The organism is Streptomyces sp. VRA16 Mangrove soil (assembly GCF_017377775.1).
Lineage (GTDB): Bacteria > Actinomycetota > Actinomycetes > Streptomycetales > Streptomycetaceae > Streptomyces.
Genome location: NZ_JAFVLN010000001.1, coordinates 304,974 through 325,849, shown reverse-complemented (window position 1 = coordinate 325,849; position 20,876 = coordinate 304,974). Strand labels below are relative to the sequence as shown.

The 20,876-nt window shown below is 72.8% G+C and carries 16 protein-coding genes; 4 read left to right on the top strand and 12 right to left on the bottom strand.

The annotated features are described in order from the left end of the window. Window positions 1-22 precede the first annotated feature (22 nt). The gene (locus J3486_RS01345) at window positions 23-1,243 is read right to left on the bottom strand and encodes an acyl-CoA dehydrogenase family protein (protein WP_207818043.1); all 1,221 of its coding nucleotides are present in this window, start codon (window positions 1,241-1,243) and stop codon (window positions 23-25) included. 344 nt (window positions 1,244-1,587) lie between these two features. On the opposite strand from J3486_RS01345, the gene J3486_RS01340 reads away from it, so the two are divergent. Both J3486_RS01340 and J3486_RS01335 read left to right on the top strand, forming a co-directional pair. Further along, the gene (locus J3486_RS01340) at window positions 1,588-2,607 is read left to right on the top strand and encodes an NADP-dependent oxidoreductase (RefSeq protein WP_207818042.1); all 1,020 of its coding nucleotides are present in this window, start codon (window positions 1,588-1,590) and stop codon (window positions 2,605-2,607) included. Between the two features lie 29 nt (window positions 2,608-2,636). Then, the gene (locus tag J3486_RS01335; RefSeq protein ID WP_207818041.1) at window positions 2,637-3,014 is read left to right on the top strand and encodes a MerR family transcriptional regulator; all 378 of its coding nucleotides are present in this window, start codon (window positions 2,637-2,639) and stop codon (window positions 3,012-3,014) included. A 45-nt stretch (window positions 3,015-3,059) separates the two neighbouring features. On the opposite strand, the gene J3486_RS01330 is transcribed toward J3486_RS01335, so the two are convergent. Both J3486_RS01330 and J3486_RS01325 read right to left on the bottom strand, forming a co-directional pair. Further along, a complete protein-coding gene (locus J3486_RS01330; protein ID WP_207818040.1) occupies window positions 3,060-4,184 on the bottom strand; it encodes an NADH:flavin oxidoreductase in 1,125 nt (374 codons plus the stop codon). 454 nt (window positions 4,185-4,638) lie between these two features. After that, the gene (locus tag J3486_RS01325; RefSeq protein WP_207818039.1) at window positions 4,639-5,298 is read right to left on the bottom strand and encodes an MSMEG_1061 family FMN-dependent PPOX-type flavoprotein; all 660 of its coding nucleotides are present in this window, start codon (window positions 5,296-5,298) and stop codon (window positions 4,639-4,641) included. Window positions 5,299-5,729: 431 nt separating this feature from the next. On the opposite strand from J3486_RS01325, the gene J3486_RS01320 reads away from it, so the two are divergent. Together J3486_RS01320 and J3486_RS01315 are read left to right on the top strand one after the other, a co-directional pair. Continuing rightward, window positions 5,730-6,629, top strand: a complete 900-nt coding sequence (locus J3486_RS01320) for a phosphotransferase enzyme family protein (RefSeq protein WP_207818038.1) — start codon at window positions 5,730-5,732, stop codon at window positions 6,627-6,629. Window positions 6,630-7,053: 424 nt separating this feature from the next. Next, a complete protein-coding gene (locus tag J3486_RS01315) occupies window positions 7,054-8,523 on the top strand; it encodes a glycoside hydrolase family 43 protein (RefSeq protein WP_207818037.1) in 1,470 nt (489 codons plus the stop codon). A gap of 249 nt (window positions 8,524-8,772) precedes the next feature. Here the strand turns inward: J3486_RS01315 and J3486_RS01310 are convergent, their stop codons facing one another. The 9 genes from J3486_RS01310 to J3486_RS01270 form a co-directional block, all read right to left on the bottom strand. Then, complete coding sequence (locus tag J3486_RS01310; RefSeq protein WP_207818036.1) at window positions 8,773-9,486, bottom strand: hypothetical protein; 714 nt, start codon at window positions 9,484-9,486, stop codon at window positions 8,773-8,775. Beyond that, window positions 9,479-10,123, bottom strand: coding sequence for a SigE family RNA polymerase sigma factor (locus J3486_RS01305; protein ID WP_207818035.1), 645 nt, complete (start codon window positions 10,121-10,123; stop codon window positions 9,479-9,481). The genes J3486_RS01310 and J3486_RS01305 overlap by 8 nt, the downstream gene beginning before the upstream one ends. Before the next feature lie 130 nt (window positions 10,124-10,253). After that, entirely contained in the window at window positions 10,254-11,084 is an 831-nt protein-coding gene (locus J3486_RS01300; RefSeq protein WP_207818034.1) for a tetratricopeptide repeat protein, read from the bottom strand. Between the two features lie 127 nt (window positions 11,085-11,211). Beyond that, window positions 11,212-14,070 carry a tetratricopeptide repeat protein gene (locus J3486_RS01295; RefSeq protein WP_207818033.1) on the bottom strand — a complete coding sequence of 953 codons (2,859 nt, stop codon included), beginning with the start codon at window positions 14,068-14,070 and terminating at the stop codon, window positions 11,212-11,214. After that, window positions 14,067-14,561, bottom strand: a complete 495-nt coding sequence (locus J3486_RS01290; RefSeq protein ID WP_207818032.1) for a hypothetical protein — start codon at window positions 14,559-14,561, stop codon at window positions 14,067-14,069. Before J3486_RS01290 ends, J3486_RS01295 begins: the two co-directional genes overlap by 4 nt. Window positions 14,562-14,717: 156 nt before the next feature. Beyond that, a complete protein-coding gene (locus J3486_RS01285; protein WP_207818031.1) occupies window positions 14,718-16,148 on the bottom strand; it encodes a gamma-aminobutyraldehyde dehydrogenase in 1,431 nt (476 codons plus the stop codon). After that, window positions 16,141-17,814 carry a thiamine pyrophosphate-dependent enzyme gene (locus J3486_RS01280; protein ID WP_207818030.1) on the bottom strand — a complete coding sequence of 558 codons (1,674 nt, stop codon included), beginning with the start codon at window positions 17,812-17,814 and terminating at the stop codon, window positions 16,141-16,143. Before J3486_RS01280 ends, J3486_RS01285 begins: the two co-directional genes overlap by 8 nt. Beyond that, window positions 17,811-19,145: an MFS transporter gene (locus tag J3486_RS01275; RefSeq protein WP_207818029.1), complete on the bottom strand. Its 1,335-nt coding sequence runs from the start codon at window positions 19,143-19,145 to the stop codon at window positions 17,811-17,813. The genes J3486_RS01280 and J3486_RS01275 overlap by 4 nt, the downstream gene beginning before the upstream one ends. Next, on the bottom strand, window positions 19,142-20,872 hold the full coding sequence (locus J3486_RS01270) for an amidohydrolase (protein ID WP_207818028.1): 1,731 nt from the start codon (window positions 20,870-20,872) through the stop codon (window positions 19,142-19,144). The genes J3486_RS01275 and J3486_RS01270 overlap by 4 nt, the downstream gene beginning before the upstream one ends. Window positions 20,873-20,876: the final 4 nt, after the last annotated feature.

Sequence of the window (20,876 nt, the reverse complement as noted above, 5' to 3'; positions counted from 1 at the left end):
CCGCCGTTCACCCACCCCGCCGTCAGGCGGGAAGGGTGAACGGCGGGTGCGCGCCGTTGAGGTAGTAGTCCCCCACCTCGCGCAGCCTGTGGGCGGCCGGTTCGCGCAGCAGGGTGTGGGTCCGCGCGTTGCGCCAGAAGCGGTCGAAGCCGTGGCGCGCGGACGCCGCGTCGGCGCCGATGATGTCCAGGGCGCGGGCGGTGACCTCCTGGGCGGCCCGGGAGGCGGCGGACTCGGCCGCGCTCGCGAGGACGGCGATCTCCGCGCACTCCTCGTCGTCGAGTCCCTCGCCCCGTACGAGGCCGTGCAGCAGGGCGTCCACCGCCTGCCCGGCGAGGGCGGACGCGGCACGGACGACGACCGAGAGTTCCCCGTACGCGGTCAGCGCGTAGGGATCCTGCGGCGGGCCGTCCGGCCAGGGCTCGGCCGAGAAGGGCTGCCAGGGGGACCTCATGGCCCTGCCGTGCTCGCGCACTTCGGCCAGCAGGCCCTCGGCCGTGCCGAGGCTGAACTGGACGGAGACCAGACGTGCGGTCGGCGCGGCCAGCGCCGCGAAGGGTGACAGGACGCCCTCGTCGGAGGAGAGGGAGCCCAGCACGTCGTCGGCGCCGACCCGTACGGAGTCGAACTCCACGCCGCCGCCGGCCGCGAGCCGCTGGCCGAAGGTTTCCTCGCCGCCGCTCACGACTCCCTGTTGGGCGGGGTCGACGAGGACGGCCAGCGGTTCACCGGTGCCGTACCGGGCGGCTCGTACCACCAGCCGGTCGGCGATCCCGCTGCCCGCGGAGCATCTCTGATGACCGTTCAGCAGATAGCCGCCCGATGCCGGGGTGAGGATGAGCGGCGGCTCGTGCGAGGCGATCCCGCCGCCCCAGCACCAGCGCCCCGCCGCCGCGTCCCGCTCGATGCGGACGGCGCGCGCGGGCCCGGCGAAGAACCGGGCGCTGAAGGACAGGAAGTAGTGGTGGCCCAGGAGTTGGCCGACGGCTCCGTCGGCCGCCGCGACGGTACGGACGACCGCGTAGGCCGTACGCCAGTCGGCCCCGCCTCCGCCGTGCTCGGCGGACGCCAGCAGGGTGAGCAGCCCCGACTCGCGCAGCTGCGTCACCTCGTCGAGGGGAACCTGGCCGGCCTGCTCGCGCGCGACCGCGTCCGTGGCCAGGTCGTCCGCCACCTCACGGGCTATGTGCAGCCAGTCGACCTCGGCTCCGGTACCGGTCGCCGCGTCCGCCAGTACCGTCATGTCCGGTCCGGCTCACGGCGGTTACGGCTACAGCTCGTTGCTGTGGTGGTCATGGCGTCTTCCTTCAGGGGACCGGGGACGACGCGGCACGCGGTACGCAATGACGCGTCGGCTTCCTCATCCTCACCTCCCGCTCCGACCACCGTCAACGCTTTCCTAGTAATTCGATAGGAAAACTAGGGAAAGCGCTTCACGGCGGCCGGATCACGCTCCTGAGCGGCCGGTTCCCGATGCCGTTCCGCGGAAAGCGGCGGACCGTGCCGCCGCCGGGGCTTGCCCCTGACGCGCACGTCAAGAGTTAGCTTCCGGGCCTGCCCAGCCGCTTCGAATCCCGGAGGCTCCCCATGCCCGTATCGCCCGCCGGCCGCGAGATCCGCCTGGCCGTCAACCCCACCGGCCTGCCGGCACCGGAACACTTCACGGTCGCCGAGGCTCCGGTCCCGCACCCCGCGTCCGGCCAACTCCTGCTCCGGAACCGGCACTTCCTGGTCTTCCCCGGTCTGCGCACGCTGATCAGCGCCGAGGCGAAGGACTTCCCGTTCCCCCCGCTCAAGCCCGGCGAGCCCCTGTTCGGCCCGGCGCTGGGCGAGGTGGTCGCGACCGGGCCGGACGGCACGGACGTACCGGCCGGCACCTTGGTCACCCACATGCAGGGGTGGCGCGAGTACGCGGTGGTCGACGCGGACGCCGTACGCGCCGTGCCCGCCGGGCATCCGGACCCGGTGGCGCTGCTGTCCACGGCGTCGGCCGCGTACGGCGCGCTGACCCGGCTGGCCGCGCTGCGGCCCGGCGAGACGGTCCTGGTGACGGGCGCGGCCGGCGGGGTCGGCTCGCTCGCCGGGCAGATCGCGCGGCTGCTCGGCGCCGCGCGGGTCGTCGGCACCACCCGCAGCCCGGGCAAGGCCGCACGGCTGCGGGAGGAACTCGGCTACGACGCCGTGGTGGTGCCCGGCGACGACCTCGTCGGCGCCCTGGCCGGGGCCGCCCCGGACGGCTACGACGTGATCGTCGACAACGTGGGCGGCGCACAGCTCACCGCCGCCGTGGAGCTGACGCGCCCCGGCGCCCGGATCGCCGTGGTCGGCGCCCTGTCGGGGCAGTTCGACCCCGCGCTGCCGGGCGGCACCTCACCGGCCGTGATCGACACGTTCGCCCTGGTGAAGCGCTCGGTGTCGCTGCTCGGCTATCAGACCGTCGACCACCCGGGAGTGGAGGAGGAGTGGCGCGAGCGGTTCGACGGCTGGCTGCGGTCCGGCGAGATCGTCTTCCCGTACACGGTGGTGCGGGGCATGGAACACGCGCCTTCGGCGTTGCAGGAGCTGCAGCAGGGCCGCCACTTCGGGACCTTGGTGGTGGAGGTCTGACCGGCACGACACGACGAGGGAGACCCCGGATGCGGATCGGCGACGCGGCGGCAGCCGCCGGCACCACCCCGCGCGCGCTGCGCTTCTACGAGGAGCAGCGGCTGCTGCCGGCGCCACGGCGTACCGCTTCGGGCCAACGGGAGTACGCGGACCGGGACGTGGCCCGCGTCCGCGTGGTGCGCCGGCTGCTCTCGCTCGGCCTGACCGTGGCCGACGTCCGGGCGTGCTCCGACCGCATCGACCTGCTGCTGGCCCAGCCGGGTCGCCGCTGCTCCGCGACCGCGCCCGGCGCCGCCCAGGGTGTCGTGGACCAGCGGATCGCCGCGCTCGACGCGGAGATCGCCCGGCTCACCGCGCTGCGCGACCGCTTGGCCGCAGAGGTCGCGGCGCCCGCGCCGGCCGCGTGACGCAGCGGGTGCGGGCCGCTCGGACGGCGGCCCGCACGCGGCGGTTCAGCTCAGGGTCTTCAGCGCGGCGGCGTCGTACGGCTTCAGCTCGTCGAAGCGGTCGGCGAGGACCTTGGCCGCCCACTCGGGGTCCTGGAGCAGCGCACGGCCGACGGCGACCATGTCGAACTCCTCTGCCTCCAGCCGGTCGAGGAGGTTGTCGATGCCCTTGACCGGGGAGCCCTCGCCCTGGAAGGCCTTCACGAAGTCGCCGTCGAGGCCGACCGAGCCGACGCTGATGACCTGCTTGCCGGTGATCTTCTTGGTCCAGCCGGCCAGGTTGAGGTCCGAGCCCTCGAACTCGGGCAGCCAGTACCGGCGGGTGGAGGCATGGAAGACGTCGACACCGGCGGCGGCGAGCGGGGTCAGAATCGCCTCCAGCTCCTCGGGGGTCTCGGCGAGCCGCGCCTTGTAGTCCTGCTGCTTCCACTGCGAGTAGCGGAACAGGATCGGGAACTCCGGGGAGACCTTCTCGCGCACGGCCGCGACGATCTCCGCGGCGAACTTCGTCCGGGCGACCGGGTCGCCGCCGTAGGCGTCGGTGCGCCGGTTGGTGCCCTCCCACAGGAACTGGTCGAGCAGGTAGCCGTGGGCGCCGTGCAGCTCCACGCCGTCGAAGCCGACGCGCTCGGCGTCCGCGGCGGCCTGTGCGAACGCGGCGACGACGTCGTCGAGGTCCGCCTGCGTCATGGCCCTGCCGGTGACCTCGGCGCCCGCGGTGGCGACACCGGAGGGGCCGACGGCGGGGGCCTGCGGGTAGGGGGCGTCGCCCTCGTTGCGGACCATGCCGATGTGCCACAGCTGCGGCACGATCGTGCCGCCCGCCGCGTGGACGTCCTCGGCGACCTGCGCCCACCCGGCGAGCTGCTCCTCGCCGTGGAAGCGCGGCACCCGGTCGCTCTGCCCGGCCGAGTCGTGACCGACGTACGTGCCTTCGGTGATGATCAGGCCGACTCCGGCGGCGGCGCGGCGCGCGTAGTACGACCGCACCTCGGCGCCGGGGACACCGCCCGGGGAGAACATCCGGGTCATCGGGGCCATGGCGATCCGGTTGGGGACGGTCAGGCCGTTGAGGTGGATCGGCCGGGACAGTATCCGGGCAGCGCGGGAAGTGGGCGTGGTGCCGGTCACGTGGGGGCTCCTGGAAGTTCGTGAGGTACCGAGCAGTATGTGAGCATGCATTGTTACAGCTCATGAAGTAACCGTGGCAACGCGGGCCCCTATTCCGGGATTCGGCCCCGCGCCCCGCGTGGCACGGGATCTCGGCCGGGAAGCGGCGGAACGGCCTTGCCCTTCGGCCCGACGGCCTGCCGGCCCGAGCGGGTCGGTCCGGTCCTGGCGCCCTGGAGGCTCGATGCGTACAGGTGCCGTGGTCCCCGCCCGTCCCGGCGTGGCGCTCGTCGGCGCCCACGACGACCTCCGCAATCGGATCGCCGCCCTGGAACGGGCGGGCGGCGACGAGCTCCTCATCCAGCCGGTGGCCGACCCGGCCGCCGAGACGGCCCGGCTCTGTGAACTCCTCGTCCGAGAGGCGGCGGATGCATCGACGGCACGCGACGCTCCGGACCGGCCGGGCGGCGGCTCACTACTCGTAGCGGTACTTCAGCGACTCGAATTCCGCCTGCTCGATGTCGGCGATCGTCAGCTCCGGCATCCGCAGCTGGGCCAGGGTCACCTCGGCCGAGGTCGGCTGCGCGTCCGCGGGCAGCCACTGCTCCGGCTTCCAGGCCCCGCCCCGCAGCAGCGACTTGGGGCAGTGCGGATAGACCTCGTCGATCCCGATCACCAGCGCGCTGGCCGGCGGCTTGCCCACGGCGGTCAGCTGCGACAGCAGCTCCGGCCGGGTGGAGACGCAGGCCCGCCCGTTCACCCGGAGCGTCGTGGTGCGCCCCGGGACGAGGAAGAGCAGCCCGGCGCGTCCGGTGGCGATCACGTTCTGGAGCGTGTCGAGCCGCTTGTTCCCGGTCGCGTCCGGTATCGCCACCGTCCGCGCGTCCAGCACGGAGACGAAACCGGCGGGGCCGCCGCGCGGGGACACGTCACAGTTGCCCTCCGCGTCCGCGCTGGCGACCAGGACCAGCGAGGAGCAGCCGATCAACCTCCTTGTCTGATCCGTGAGTTCGGTCATCTGCTTGCGCCGCGCCGCGTCCTTGGGGAACTCGTAGACCTCACGCAGCTCCTCCTCGTCGCGCACGGCGTCGTGACGGAGCGAGTCGAAGGCACTGCCGGCGAGAGATGTCGTCATGCCCCTGACCCTAACGGGGGCCACCCGGACCTCGATCTTGCCCCGTCGAGGTGGCCCCGCACAGAGGTGCGATCCCCCATCGGGGCTACCGCGGCGACGCACGTCACCAACACGAGGGAATTCGTACACGCGACACCCCGAGCACGCCCCGATGCCGCAAGGATCACCCCGCGAGCGATCGAACTCGCGTACGCCATGTCGCTCGCCGCGGTCTCGTGTCGACGCCGTGATCAGCGGCGTTGTCCGATGTGCTGCCTCCACCCCATCGACCAAGGAGTTGCCGTGACTGCCGTGTTGGCCTTTCCCTACCTTCAGCCCGCGTTCGAAAACCCTCCCGCCGAGTCGGCGCCGACGGCCGCGCAGGCCCGTCTCGTCGACGTCCGCCGCGCCTTGTTCGCCGCCGCAGCGCACCCGTCATCGAGGTGGGGCGCATGAGTGTCCTCACCCAGCCGCCCGCGGCTCTGATGGCCTGGGCACGCTCCGAGATCGGCGACTGCGCGACACCGGTCGACGTGTCACATCCCCGGGCCGGTTCCCGGGTCTGGGGCCTGCCCCGCCCCGACGGCACCGTCCGGGCCTATCTGAAGGTCTCCCCCAGGCCCGTGCCGTACGAGCGTGAGGTCTTCGCCCTGCGCCATGCCGTACCCGCGCTCGGCGCGCTCCGCGCCCCGCAGTTGATCGCCTCCCTTCCCCAGGACCTCGCGCTGTTGCTGAGCCCGGTCGACGGACGCCCGCTCAGGCAGCTCACCCTGCGCCGCGCCGAGGAGGCCGCGGCGCACCGTCAGGCGGGACGGCTGCTCGCCCTGCTGCACGCGGCCGGTGAACCGACGGGCCCGCGCCGCCGCGAGGCCGAGGACGCCGTGGCGGTGGTGGCCGACGGCGCGGAGCGGCACATCGCCGCGGCCGGGGAGCGCCTCGGCCCGGCCGAACGGGACCTCGTGCGCACCTGCGCCGCGCGCCTGGCCCACCTCCCGCCGCTGCCCATGGCGTTCCTCCATGGCGACGCCTGGCCGCGCAACCTGTTGTGGAACGGAACCACCGCCGCCTGGATCGACTTCGAGCGCGCCCGCTGCGGCGCGGCCGTCCAGGACTTCGTACTGCTGGCCTGCTCGGTCTGGCCCACCCGCCCCGACCTGCGTACCGCGCTTCTCACCGGTTACGGGCGGCAGCTGACGCCCGACGAGGAGATCGCGCTGATGTGTCTCTCGGCTGTCGACGCGGCAGGCTGTCTGGCCTGGGGCCCCGATCACGACGACCCACAGGTGACGGCACGCGGCCGACGCACCCTGGACCGCATGCTGCGTGAGGGGCACCGGCGCCCGAGGGGGTGAACACCGCGTAGGACACCTGCCGCCACGGTGACCGGATCGCGGGTGACCGGATCGCGGGTGGTAGGTGCCGGGGGGAAGGTGCCGGGTGGCGGGTGCCGGGTATCAGGTGCCGGTGGCAGGTGGCAGGTCGTGGTGACGGCTCTTCGATGCGCTTCGACGGCGGGGGCACCTCGGTCGACAAAGGGCTGCTGCGAGCACGGAGTTCCTCGGTCATTCGCCTCAACATGCGGCATTTCACGTCCTGTTGGCGGGACAGGGCCACGTAGAGATCACCCTGCGCATCGCGCACACGACTCACGCCACAGAAGGCCTCTTTGCGTTCAACCCCTTGTTTCGTGAATAGCGAGTCGTTAACTTCCCACTCCAGGTGAAGCGCTTCGACACTGCGCGCGCGAGAGGCGCACCTCCCCGACGAAAGGCCCCCATGGTGTCCGTCCAACCCGTCGTCCCCGGTTTCCACCCCGACCCGAGCGTCTGTCGCGTGGGCGACGACTACTACCTCGTCTGCTCCAGCTTCGAGTACTTCCCCGGCATCCCGGTCTTCCACAGCCGCGACCTGCTGCACTGGACGCAGATCGGCAACGCTCTCGACCGCCCCGAGCAGTTGCGCCTGCCCGTCGACATGCCGTCCTCCGGCGGCATCTACGCACCGACACTGCGCCACCACGACGGCCGGTTCTGGCTCATCGTCACCAACTGCGCCGAGGGTGGCGGCAACATGCTCTTCACCGCCACCGACCCGGCAGGTCCGTGGTCCGATCCCGTGCGGCTCCCGGACGTCCCAGGCATCGATCCGGACCTCGCCTGGGACGAGGACGGCACCTGCTGGTGCACCGTCGCCGGGGTGAGCCAGGTCGCCATCGACCCGCGCTCCGGGCGCACGACCGGTGAGCGGCGCGCGCTGTGGTCCGGCGGTCCCGGTGCCAAGGCTCCCGAGGCCCCGCACCTCTACCGCATCGGTGACCACTGGTATCTGCTCATCGCGGAGGGCGGCACCGAGCGCGGGCACGCCATCTCCATCGCGCGCGGCCCTGGCCCGACGGGCCCCTTCGAACCGTGTCCGCACAACCCGGTCCTCACTCACCGCGGCACGGACCACCCCGTCCAGAACACCGGCCACGGCGATCTCGTACAGGCCGCGGACGGATCCTGGTGGATCGTCTTCCTGGGCGTGCGACCACAGGGCGGCACCCCCGGCTGGCACGTGCTGGGCCGCGAGACCTTCCTCGCACCGGTCACCTGGACCGAGGACGGCTGGCCCGTGGTGGGCGAGATCGCCTCCCCCGCCGAAGTCGTCGACGGCTCGTTCCGCGACGACTTCGACCTGCCCGCTCTCCACCTGTCCTGGATCTCCGTACGCGACCGCTCAGCCGAGCACTGCACCACCAAGGAACGCCCCGGCTCCCTGACCCTGCGCGCCCGCGGTGCCTCGCTCGACGATCCCGACGTCGTCTTCATCGGGCGCAGGCAGCAGCACCTCACGTGCGAGGCGCGGGCGTTGGTGGACGCGGCCGACGGTGTCGGCGGGCTCGCCGTCCGCCTGGACGAGCAGCACCACTACAGCGTCGAGACCGACGGCACGCAGATACGGGTGATCTCCCGGGTCGGCTCGGTGCGCGCCGTCGTCGCAACGCGGCCCGCGCCCACGGGCCCGGCCGTCCTCGCCGTACGGATCACGCGCCTGCCCCTGCCCCACCGCCCGCGCACCGGCCCCGACGTCGTCTCGCTCGGCGTCGAGCAGCCGGACGGCACCTTCAGCGAGCTCGCGACGCTCGACGGCCGTTACCTCTCGACCGAGGTGGCCGGCGGCTTCACCGGACGGGTCATCGGCCTGTACGCGGCCGAAGGCACCGTCCACGTCGACTGGTTCACCTACGAGCCGCTGGCCGCCTGAAGCACACGGGGCGCCTGAAACACCCTCCACGGAGACGCCGGCCGCTTCTGCGCGCGGCGGTACGCGCACATCGCCGAGCGGGCGACGGCCTCCGGCGACCGTCGCCCGTCCGGAAGACCGGGTGGACTTCCACCCGCGCAGGCCGAAACCCGAGCCGGAGTCCAGGCCATCGGCCTACGTCGCCGTCGACCTACGTCGCCATCGGGCGGTCAGGCAGTCGGGCAGTCGGGCAGTCGGGCCATCAGTCCATCAGGAAGCGGACGTCCTGTTGGACTGTTCCTGCACCACCCTGATCCACTTCCAGCCGTGCTCGACCCACACCGTCAGACCGGGCCGCTCGGGGTCCGAGCCCTTGAAGACCTGAGAGGGCTCTGCCCCCGCGGCCCCGTCCGCCGTCAGTCCGCACACGGTCAGGGAGTTGATCAGGTCGGAGAGGTCGGTCATACGGTCGTAGGGCGTCGTGTACTCCAGGTACACCTGGCGGGCCACCGCCCCACCGGACCCGGTGTAGTTCCAGCTGTCGCCCCGGTGCTCGCCGGGCGACGCCTTCTCCTTCGGCAGGATGTCGGGCCCGCAGGCGGCCGAGCCGAAGCCCACCCAGGCCAGCGGCCAGTCCTCTTCCGCCGCGCCCTTGTCCGTGCGGACCCAGTGCCGGCTGCCGTCCCGCGGAAGGCCCTTGGCGGGGCCGAGCACGATCGTGCCGTTCTTGCGGTACGGAGTCGATGCCGGGAACGTCGCGGCGCTCTCCGAGACCTGCTGCCCCGGCGCGTGCGCGGGGCCGGCCTCCTGGCGCTCCCCGCCGCCCGGCACCGCCCACACCACTCCTGCCAGCACCGCCGCCGCGGCACCGCCCGCCACCAGTACCCGCCGACGGCCCGTGCGGCGGGCACCGCGGGCGCGGAGGGTGGCGGCGTCGGGCAGGGACAGCGTCACGTCATCGAGCAGTTCGTCGACCTCAGGCATGGTGCGCGGCCTCCTTGGCGGCGGTGTTCAAGGGTGCGGCGTTCGCGGGGGCGATGCTCGCGGATGCGGTGTTCACGGACGCCGGGCTCACGGATACCGGGCTCACGGATGACGACGCGATGTCGCCCAGGCGCTCGCCGAGGAGCTTGCGGGCGCGGCTGAGGCGGGTGCGCACGGCACCGTTGGAGGCGCCCGTCTCGCGGGCCACCTGTTCCACCGGCAGATCGAGGAGGTGGTGCAGCACGATCACCTGGCGCTGCTGCGGTGTCAGTTCGCGCAGCGCCTCGATCAACGCGACCCGGTCGGCGGAGAGTTCGGGCAGGTCCGCCTGCGGGCCGTGCCTACGGTGCGCGAGCAGCCGACCGCGTGTTCTGCGCCACGTACTGATCGCCAGCCGGGAGGCCACGGTGCGTACCCACGGCAGCGGATCGCCCTCGCGCACCAGCCGGTCCCAGCGCTGCCAGGCCCTGACGTACGCCTCCTGCACGGCGTCCTCCGCCTCGGCCAGGTCGCCGGTCATGGCGTACACCGTGGAGACCAGGCGTTTGGCGGTGGCGGCGTAGAAGGCGTCGAAGCCGTCGGCTCCGCGCCGCGGTCCGGCCCGGCTGCCGGGGTCGTGCGCGTCGTCGGTCGTCATGCGTCCCCCATGGGCGTCTCGTCTGCGGGTCGGGCCGGTGTCACCCTCAACACGCGTGACGGGGCGCGGACGTTACACACGGATTCGGGAGCCGCGAGGCCCGGCCGATCCGACCGCTCGCCGCGTGCGCCTACGGGCGCGTGTCGTCGATCCGGCCGATGAGCGTCCGGGCTTCGACGGTGCGGCTGTGGTCGGGGCCGAAGGAGGCCAGGCAGACCTCGTGAGCGGCGGCGGCCCGCCGGCGGGCCTCGGGTGCGCGGCGCAGCCCCAACAGGGCGTTGGCGAGGACCAGTTCGACGGCGCCGCGGTCCGGGTGACGCTGGCTCTCCGGCAGGCCCCGGTACAGCTCGTCGGCTGCCTGCCCCTCGGTGAGGGCGTCCTCGTGGCGGCCCTGGCCGTTGAGACTGCGGGCCAGACCGAGCCGCAGAACCAGGGAGGCCCGGTCGGGTGCGCGGTGGGCGGCCAGCGCCTTGCGGGCCTCCGTCTCGGCCTCCTGGTGGCGGCCCTGCCCGTTGAGGGCGAACACCAGTCCGTTGCGGGCGGCCACCGCGAGCAGCGGTATGTCCCGACCGGCTCCACGGTCGGCGGCTTCGGCGACGGCCGCGCACTCCTCTTCGCACTCGGTGTACCGGCCGAGCGCAGCCAGCTGCTGGGCCCGGTCCGAACGCAGCTTCAGGACCAGCCCGTGAGTGGCGCCGAATATCCTGCCGTACGCCGCGAGCGCCTGGTCGTACATGCCGATCGACTCGGCATGGCGGCCTTGGGCGCCCGTCGAAATGGCAGCGATGAACAGCGCCACCGCCGCATACTGGTCGCTGCGCGGCCGCGACCGGGCCACGGCCCGCGCCTCGGCCTCCGCCGCTGCGTAACGCCCGGCCTCGTACAGCGCCTTGGCCCGATCCACCGGGGTGCCCGTCGTCCGTCTGGCGTTGTCGCGGTCGCGCGACCGGAAGAATCTCATGACGGGGAGCATACGGATCGCTGGCCCGGGGCCCGGGGGCAGCCCTGTCGCCCGCTCGCCCTGCGACCGCAGGAAGCTGCGCCTGACGGGCGACGCATCCGCCCTCCGGGAAGACCTCGGGACCGCGCTACGGCCGACGCATGAGAAGTCGTCGGATTCTGGCCGCCTCGTCAGGATGGTTCTGGGCGGCCAGCTGGTCCGCGAGAGAGGTGCCGATCTCGTGGTAGGTCATCCCGCGGTCCAGTGGCGCGTGGCCGCTGCTGATGAGATCCGTGGCGCGGTCGAAGAGTCCCACGGCGTCTTCGAGGAGGTCGGTGTCCATGATCCGGACGTACACGGCGAGGAGCAGCGCGGAGACGTGGTAGGCGAAGGCCGCCGGGTCGGTCGCCGTCAACTCGCCGTAGAGTGCGACGTTTTCATGGGTGGCGGCGACCGCCTCCGTGTGCCATTGCGCTGCCTCTTCCGACCTGCCGTCGTTGTTCGACGCGATGGCCAGACCGAGCAGAGTGGCGACCTTCATGCTCAGCGCCTCGCCCAGCGTGTACCGCTCGACGCCCGGCCGCTGGGCGGTGACGCGGCGGAGGATCGCCACTCCCTCCTGCACGGCCGTCAGGCTCTCCTCGGCGCGCCGGCGTACGACCAGTCGCCCGGCGAGTCCGATCAGGCCGTCCGCCAATGACCGTTCGTAGGCGGCCGGGTTGACCCGGACCAGTTCCCGGTACAGGTCGACGGCCTCCTGGGCGGTGGGCACCGCGTCGGGACTGCCCACGGCTTCGAGGGACCGTGCGAGTTGCTGCAGCTCGATGGCGAGCGTCTGAGCGTGGCCGGACGGGTCCTTGGCAGCGAGCCGGCGGCGCACCGCCACGCCCTCGCGGGCCAGCGCGAGCGACTCGTGGGAGCGTCCGGTGTGCTGGTAGCACATGCCCAGGGCGGCCAGCGACGCCGCCAGGTCGGATTCATGGGCGCGGGCGTCGGAGACCACGAGGCCCCGGTAGAGCCCCACGCACTCCTCCAGCGCTACCGCCGCGTCCGCCGCGTGTCCGGACTGGAGGAGATCCCGGCTGTGGCCGAGCAGACCACTGGCAAGGTCCGGCAGGAACATCCCGTCGGCGGCGGCCAGTTCGCGCTTCAGCGCCACCGCTTCCTCCGTCGCGGCTCGCGCCTCCGCCCGTCGGCCCGTCTCGTCCAGCCGCTTGGCGTAGGTGTTGAGCCCCATTGCGAGATTGGCCTCGACGATCCGGCGTTGCGGGGTGCGAGGCATCCTCAGCACCGCTTCCCTCAGCTCGCTGACGTTGGTCGTCGCCTCGGCCAGGGCCTCTTCGAACCGGCCTGCGTGGGTCAGCCGCACTCCGTGCTCGTGCCGGGTCACGGCCCGGTCGTTGAGGCTGCGCGCCCGCTCCAGCCGGTGCGGGAGCAGCCGGGTGCTGACCGCGGCGATACCGGGATCCAGGTCGGGGCTCGGCCGTTGGAACGGCGGGAAGAACATGGCGACGGCCTCGAGGAGGTCCGGGTCGATGTCCTCGAGTTCGGCCAGGGCGGCCAGGGTGGCGCTGCCTCCGATGACGGCGAGTTGCGGAACGCCGGAGAGCAGCGGGAAAAGGTGGGCCGGACCAACGTGCGGCCACCGCACCGCGGCGGCGGCCAGGAAGACCATCGCACGGGCCGTCCAGTCCGCCTCGAGGGGACCGCCGAAGACGTCGGCCTCGCGGAGCAGACCGTTGACGATCTCGCCGGCCCACTGCTGTTCCGGATAGTCGGCCTGGTGTCCGGGGAGGGTCAGGGCGAGGAAGTCCTCGCAGAGCCGGTCCGGGTAAAGGGGTTCCAGCACGGTTCCCTGGCCCGGCTCCGCGGCGGGATAGCAGACGGCGTGGTCGGTCAGGAGCTGCCCGGCCGGCGCGTGCACGGTGAGCGGCTCGATCGCCGCGCGGCCCGCGTCGGGGGCCACCGCTCCGGTGAGCGCCGCGGTGAAGACCGTACGGTTCATGACGTGGGGAGGGGTACGGAAGGCGGTCGCGTCCGGGGCGATCACGTGGTCGGCGTCCCCGTGCAGGCGCGCCCAGTGCAGCTGTTCACGGTCCAGGAGGTACGTGGAGAGTCCGGCGAGGTCCTCCGGTGGGCGTACGCCGTGCACCGCCGCGTCGACGGCGACGAGAGCGGCCATGTGCACGGCCAGCGTCAGGCCGAACTCGGCCTCGCCGAGCAGGGCTGGAGCGGTGATCCCGGCCGTGGTGATCCCGGCCGCGGCGGCATCGTAGCGGGCGGCGAAGCTGTCTCGGGCCACGGTGAACATCTGGGCGCGCGGGGAACCGGAGGCGCCTTCGTCGGCAGCGGGGCTCGCTCCGCCAGAGGCGTTCTCCTCGCCGGACAGCGGAGCCAGGCGCTGGGACGAGGTGCGCGCGCCCTGGTTGACCAGGGCGGCACGGACTCCGGGCCACAGATCGTCACCGCGGGCCAGCAGCAGCACACGAGCCGGTCGCCCGCTGTCGCCGTGCAACAGGGCGTTGCTGAAGAGCCACAGCAGGTGCGACAGCGGCCAGCGATCGGCGTAGTCGACGATCAGCAGCACGCCCGTCTCTCCCCCGTCGGCGAGGTCCTGGCTGCCGGGCGGCGGCAGCACGCTGCCCGGGCCGTGGGTCGCGGTCACGACCTGCCAGCCGTCGGCCAGGGACGCCTGCGCGAAGCGCTCGGCGAGCCGGGTCTTGCCCTGCCCTCCCGGCGCGTGGAGCCAGCGCACGGCGAGCGCGCCCGCTTCGTCGCGCCACGCCTGGAGCGAGGACAGTTCGGCGGCGCGCCCGGTGAACTCCACCACTCGGAAACGGGCGTTGAGCATACGACTGGGCACGTCCCGCAAGAACGCGTCGTCCGGCGTCGCGAGGGGCTGCCAGCGCTGGAGGAGGTAGACGGGGACGCCGTCCCCGAACACGTGGATGTCCGCGCCGACCACGCCGTAGGCGAACCCGTTCTCGGCATGTACCGACTGGTTCACGAGTCCGACTCGCCCCGCTCCCCGGGACGTCCCGCCGCGGGCGGTTCCGGCACGCCGTGGTAGTGAACGTGCACGCCGGCCCCCGGCCCCAGGGCCCCGAACGCCGAACCGCCGTCCCTGGCCACCACGCTCTGGTTCCAACGGGGTGAGGCGTCCCGGTGTCGTCGTCCGACCTCTTCGGTCAGCGCGCGCAGTTCCTCGACGGCGTCCGGGCTGGCCCGCAGCAGGGCTTCCAGCAGCCACTGCCATCGGCGCTGCAACTCCTGCCGGGCGGCCTCCGGGTCGGCGGCGTCCCGGAGTTGGGCGGCGCTCGCCTCCAACTCCAGGTAGACCTGGCTCCGTTCCGGGGCGCCCTGTTCCCCGGCTCCGCCGCTGTGCCGGCGGAAGACCGCAACGACCCGATCGCGCGCGGACTCCCACGCGGTGGTCGCCATGGCCGTCACGATCGTGCTTGCTCCGGTCAGGGCGAGCGAGGACAACGGATCCGACACGACCGACCTCCCCCGTGCGCGCCGACATGACGCGAACCTCCGATCGATCGTACGCATCACGCTTCCCACGCGCAGCGGATCGACGGGTACGCGGATCATTGCGACGGCGCGCAGACGGAACGGCCGGGGCCCTGGAGCCCAACTCGCCTTCGCCGCTCAGGGTTTGGCGTGTGCCGCCATGACGTGCTTGACCCTGGTGTAGTCGTCCAGTCCGTACCGGCTCAGATCCCGGCCGATCCCGGACTGCTTGAATCCGCCGTGGGGCATCTCGGCGGGGATGACCTGATGGCAGTTGAGCCAGACGCAGCCGAAGTCGAGTTCGGCACTGACGCGCATGGCACGGGCCAGGTCCGCGGTCCAGACACTGGAGGCGAGCCCGAGGTCGACGCCACACGCCAGGGCGAGCGCCTCGTCCTCCGTGTCGAAGGGCTGGACGGTGATCACGGGGCCGAAGATCTCTCCCTGGACCACGTCGTCGTCCTGGTGGACGCCGGAGATCACGGTGGGCGGGAAGAAGTAGCCGGGCCGGTCGAGGCGGGCGCCACCCGTCTCGACCTTGGCGTGCCCGGGGAGGCCCGCGATGACGGAGGCGACGCGGGCCGCGTGGGCCGCGCTGTTGAGCGGACCGTGGAAGACACCGTCCTCGTCCGGGCCTCCGGCCGACCTGGCGCGCGCCGCCTCCACCAGCGCCTTCAACACCGCGTCGTGGACTTCTCGTTGGACGAGGACGCGGGTGACCGCGGTGCAGTCCTGTCCTGCGTTGAAGAAGGCCGCGTCGGCGAGAGCCTCGGCCGTGCGGACCGGGTCGACGTCCGCGAAGACGATCGCCGGCGCCTTGCCGCCGAGTTCGAGGTGGACATTCTTGACGTCGCGCGCCGCCTGCGCCATCACCTCGGAGCCGGCCCGGGTGCTGCCGGTGATGGCGACCATGTCGACGTCCGGGTGGGCGACGAGGGCGCGGCCCGTGTCACGGTCGCCGCAGACGATGTTCACGACGCCGGGCGGAAAGGCCCGCTGGGCGAGTTCGCCGAGCAAGACCGTCGACCAGGGAGTGGTGTCGGACGGCTTGAGGACGACGGTGTTCCCGGCGGCGAGGGCGGGGCCGAGCTTCCACACCGCCATCATGAACGGGTAGTTCCATGGGGTGACTTGGGCGACGACGCCCACCGGCTCGCGGCGCACGTACGAGGTGTGTCCCTCCGCGTACTCCCCGGCCGCGACGCCTTCCAGAACGCGTGCCGCGCCCGCGAAGAACCTCAACTGGTCGGCTCCGCGCAGGATTTCGACTGTGCGAGTGGTCTCGCGCGGCTTGCCCGTGCCGCGGATCTCGGCGTCGAGGAGCGCGTCCGCGTGCTCGATCACGAGGTCGGCGAGGCGCAGCAGGGCCTCCTGCCGTCGGGCCGGGGTGCTCCGCCGCCAGGCGGGCAGGGCCCGGCGGGCGGCGTCGACCGCGGTGTCCACGTCGGCCGGCGCCGAGCGGGGCGCGGTGCCGTAGACCTCTTCGGTGGCCGGATCGGTCAGCTCCATGCGGTCGGCGACCTCGACGGTGCGGCCGTCGACGATGTTGTGCAGGGCGAGGTCAGACACCGGCGGTCTCCTTGCGCAGGTCGGCGACGGTGATGCCGGGGGCGAGCCGCCCGTCGGTCACCTTCAGTTCGATGAGGGCGGCCGTGCCGCAGGCCAGGGCGCGCTCCAGGGCGGGCCCGAACGCGTCGGTGGCGGTGACGGTCTCGCCGTGGGCACCGAAGGCGCGGGCGTAGGCGGCGAAGTCGGGGTTGCCGAGGGCGGTCCCACTGACCCGGCCGGGGTAGGCCTGCTCCTGGTGCTGGCGGATGGTGCCGTACTGCGCGTTGTTCAGTACGAGGATCAGCGGGGCGGCGCCCTCGGCGACCGCGGTGGCAAGTTCCTGACCGTTCATCAGAAAGCAGCCGTCGCCCGCGATCGAGACGACGCGGCGACCCGGGTGGGCGAGCGCGGCGGCCACGGCGGCGGGGATGCCGTAGCCCATCGAACCGTTGCGCGGGGCGAGTTGGCGTCCGCCGTCGCGGTACGTGAGGAACCGCTGGGCCCAGATGGCGTGGTTGCCCGCGCCGAAGGTGACGACGGCGTCGGCGGGCAGCGCGGCGTCGAGGGCGGCGAAGACCGCGCCGAGGTCGAGCGGGTCGGCATCGGGCGCCGGGGTACGGAAGGCGAGGTGCGCGGCCCGGTCCTGCTTGGTGCGCAGCGCCCAGGGCACGGGCCCGGCGGGGCGCAGGGTACGCACGGCCGTGCCGAACGCCTCGGGGGCGGCGAGCAGGGTCAGTGCGGCGGGGTGGAGGACGCCCGGGGGCTGGGCCTCGGGGAGCACCTGCACCAGGCGCGGCCCGGTGCCGTCGTGCGGCAGGAGCGTGAAGCCGTCGGTCGTCACGTCGCCGGGCGCGGCGCCGACGGTGATCAGCAGGTCGGCGGTGCGCAGGCGTGCGGCGAGCCGGTCGTCGCGGCCGTAGCCGAGGTGGCCGACGTACTGCTCGGCCTCGTTGTCGTAGAGGTCCTGGCAGCGGAAGTCGACGGCGACGGGCAGCGACCACGCCTCGGCCCAGGCCCGGAGGTCGGCGCGGGCGGCAGGCGTCCAGCGGCTGCCGCCGAGGACGACGAGCGGCCGTTCGGCATCCGCCAGCAGGCTCTCGAACCGGTCGAGTTCGGCGGGTGCGACCCCTCCGTCCGGAACCGGCAGGGGCCGCACATCGGCGACGTGCACGACATCCGTCAGCATGTCCTCGGGCAGGCCGATGACCACGGGTCCCGGGCGTCCGCTGCACGCGACGGCGAAGGCGCGGGCGACGTACTCGGGGATGCGGGCGGCGTCCTCGATGGTCTCGACGAGCTTGGCGCTGGCGCCGAACGTGCCGCGCAGGTCCAGCTCCTGGAAGGAGTGCCGGTCGGTGTGGTCGCGCGGGACGAGGCCGATGAAGAGGATCAGCGGGGTGGCGTCCTGGTGGGCGGTGTGCAGGGCGACCAGGGCGTTGGTGGCGCCGGGGCCCCGGGTGGTGAAGCAGATCCCGGGGCGCCCGGTGAGCTTGCCGTGCGCCTCGGCCATGTAGGCGGCGCCACCCTCGTGGCGGCACACCACCATGCGGACCGGGGCGTCGTGCAGGGCGTCGAGCGCGGCGAGGTAGCTCTCGCCGGGCACGCCGTAGACGGTGTCGGCGCCGTGCGCGGTGAGCTGGTCGATCAGGACCTGTCCGCCGGTACGGGCAGGGTGGTGCGGGTTCATGCGGGGACCTCGACGTTCTGGGACGGGGCGGAGAGGGCGGCGGCGTGGCGGCGCAGGACGGTGCCCGCGGCGAGGGAGCCCGCGACGGTGCAGGCCGCGATGACCATGAGCAGCAGCCCGGCGCCCCACGAAGCGCCGTCGGCGGCGCTGGTGAGCGAGGTGGCGATCAGCGGCACGAAGCCGGACAGGACCCCCGCGAGGTTGTAGGACATGGCGACGGCGCTGTAACGGAACTCCTCCGGGAACATGCCGGAGACGACGGCGCCGATCGGCGCATACGGGATGGACAGGGCGCCGATGCCGAGCGAGACGCCGAGGTAGACCAGGCCGGTCTCCTTGGTGTCGACGAGCCAGAAGGCGGGGAACGCCACGACCATGGTGACGAGGGCGCCGATGGCACAGACCCGCCAGGCGCCGATCCGGTCGGCGAGCCGGCCCGCGAGGACGAGGACGACGATCTCGACGACGGAGCCGATGACGGTGGAGTTGAGCATCGTCTGCTTGTCGATGCCGAGTTCGTCGGTCCCGTAGGAAATGATGAACGTGCTCATCAGGAAGAAGCCGCCCACGCCGAGGAACGCGGCGCCGACGCCGACGATCATGCGGCCCCAGGTGCGGCGGAAGGCCTCGACGAGTGGCGCGGGCTTCGGGCCGTTACGCTCGGCGTCCTCCAGCATCTTGCGGAAGACCGGGGACTCCTCGATGTGCATGCGCAGGAACAGTGCGAACGCCAGCAGCGGGAACGCGACGAGGAACGGCAGGCGCCAGCCCCAGGAGTAGAAGGAGCCGTCCGGCAGCAGGCCGACCAGCGCGAAGGCGCCGCTGGAGAGCAACGTGCCGACGGGCGAGCCGAGTTGGGGGATCGACGAGTAGCTGCCGTGCTTCTCCTTCGGCGTGTGCTCCAGGGTCAGCAGCATCGCGCCCGACCACTCGCCGCCGACGGAGATGCCCTGGAGGAAGCGGAGGGCCGCGAGCAGCGCGGGCGCCCACACGCCGATGGTGTCGTACGTGGGCAGCAGGCCGATGCAGCCCGTGGTGGCTCCCATCATCACGACGGTGATGATCAGTGAGACCTTGCGGCCGTAGCGGTCGCCTATGTGGCCGAAGATCGCGGCGCCGATGGGGCGGGCGACGAAGCCGACGGCGAACGTCACGAAGGAGGCGATGGTGCCGACCGTGGGGTCGAGCTCGGGGAAGAACAGCTTGTTGAAGACGAGGGCGGCCGCGGTGCCGTAGAGGAAGTAGTCGTACCACTCGAGCGCGGTGCCGCTGAAGGCCGCTGTGAGCAGCTTTCTGATGTCCTTCAGGTCGGGCTTGCTGGGGGTGCTCACGCGTTCTCCTGGGGAGGGGAGGCGGCCTCGGTGGCCGGCGGGGACGGTGGACCGGAGCGTGCGGGGGTGCGGGTGAGGCCGTGCGGGTCGTGGGCGGGTTCGCCGCCCACGACGGTGGCGAGGACCCTGATCGCGCCGATGCGGTCGGGGTCGGTGCGAACGGGGTCGCCGTCCAGGACGGTGAGGTCGGCGAGCTGCCCGGGAACGAGACGCCCCTTGCGCCCGCCGAAGCCGGTGGCGAGGGCCGATCCCTCGGTCCAGGCGTGCAGCGCAGCAAGAACCGGAACACTCTCGTCCGGACCGTACGGCACCCCGGTCTCGGTCAGTCGCGTGACCATGGACTGGATCGCGGGCAGCGGCGCGCCGGGCGCCACGGGCCGGTCGGAGCTGCCGGGGACGGGCAGCCCGAGGTCGGTGAAGGACTTCATGCGGTACGACCATGCGGTGCGCTCGGGGCCGAGCGCGGCGGCCATGGCATCGCCGAAGCTGTGCAGAAAGTTGTGCTGCGGCACGGGGACGACGTCCAGCTCGGCGAAGCGGGCCAGCTGGTCGGGGCGGACGACTCCGGCGTGCTCGATCCGGTGCCGGACGCTCTCGCGCGGTCGTTCCTTGCGGGCCCGCGCGAACGCGTCGAGGGCGAGGCCGACGGCCCGGTCGCCGATGGCGTGCGCGGCGACGGTCCACCCGGAGCGGTGGGCCGCGACGACCAGGTCCTGCATCGCGTCGGCGTCGCCCTGGAAGTAGCCCGTCGGCCGTTCTGTGTTCGTGTCGTGCCGCGGGCAGCCGCAGAAGGGCTCGGTGACGGCGGCCGTCCGCCCGAGCAGCGACCCGTCGAGGAAGATCTTCACCGGGCCGAGCGAGAGCCGGTCGTCGCCGAAGCCGGTGCGCAGACCGAGGTCGAGGCCGAGGGTGATGTCGTCGTCGGCGTGCGCGGTCAGCGGGTGCAGTACGTCGGACGCGGCCATGAGCTGGGCCCGGGTGTGCAGACGTCCGGTGTCGCGGGCGAGCTGGTAGGCGCCGAGCTCGACCGGCGTGTGCCCGATCCAGCCGCCGCCGATACCTGCTTCGGTGAAGCTGGTGATGCCTTCGGTGAGGTAGTGCCGGGTGGCCGCGTCGACGGCGTCGGCGACGGTCTCCACCGGGTACGGCAGCACCTGCCGCTGCACCAGCCGCTGGGCGGTCTCCTCCAACAGCCCGTCGGGGCGGCCCGGTTGATCCCGCGAGACGACACCGCCGTCCGGGTCGCGGAAGCCGTCGTCGAGCGCACCTGCGGCGGCGAGCACGGGGGTGTTGACGACGCAGGCGTGCCCGGAGGTGTGCTTGAGCCACACGGGCCTGCCGCCCGCGGCGCGGTCGAGGGCGTCGCGGTGCGGGTAGTGCCCGCCGAGCTTGTTGTGGTCGAGTCCGGCGCCGATCACCCAGGCGTCCGGGGCGAGTTCGGCGGCGTACGCGGCGACGGCGGCGTACACCTCGTCGACCGTACGGGCGGTGGAGACGTCGAGCTGGGTGAGGGTGAGCCCGAACCAGGCGGTGTGGCAGTGCGCGTCGTTGAAGCCGGGCAGCACGGTGGCGCCGCCGGCGTCGAGGACGCGCCGCGCGGACAGGCCCGCCACCTCGTCGTCGAGCCCGACGACACGGCCGTGCAGGATGCCGAGGGTGTGGGCGGTGGGCCGGTCCGGATCGAGGGTGCGGACACGGGCGTTGCGGACGAGTAGATCGAGTCGCATGAGG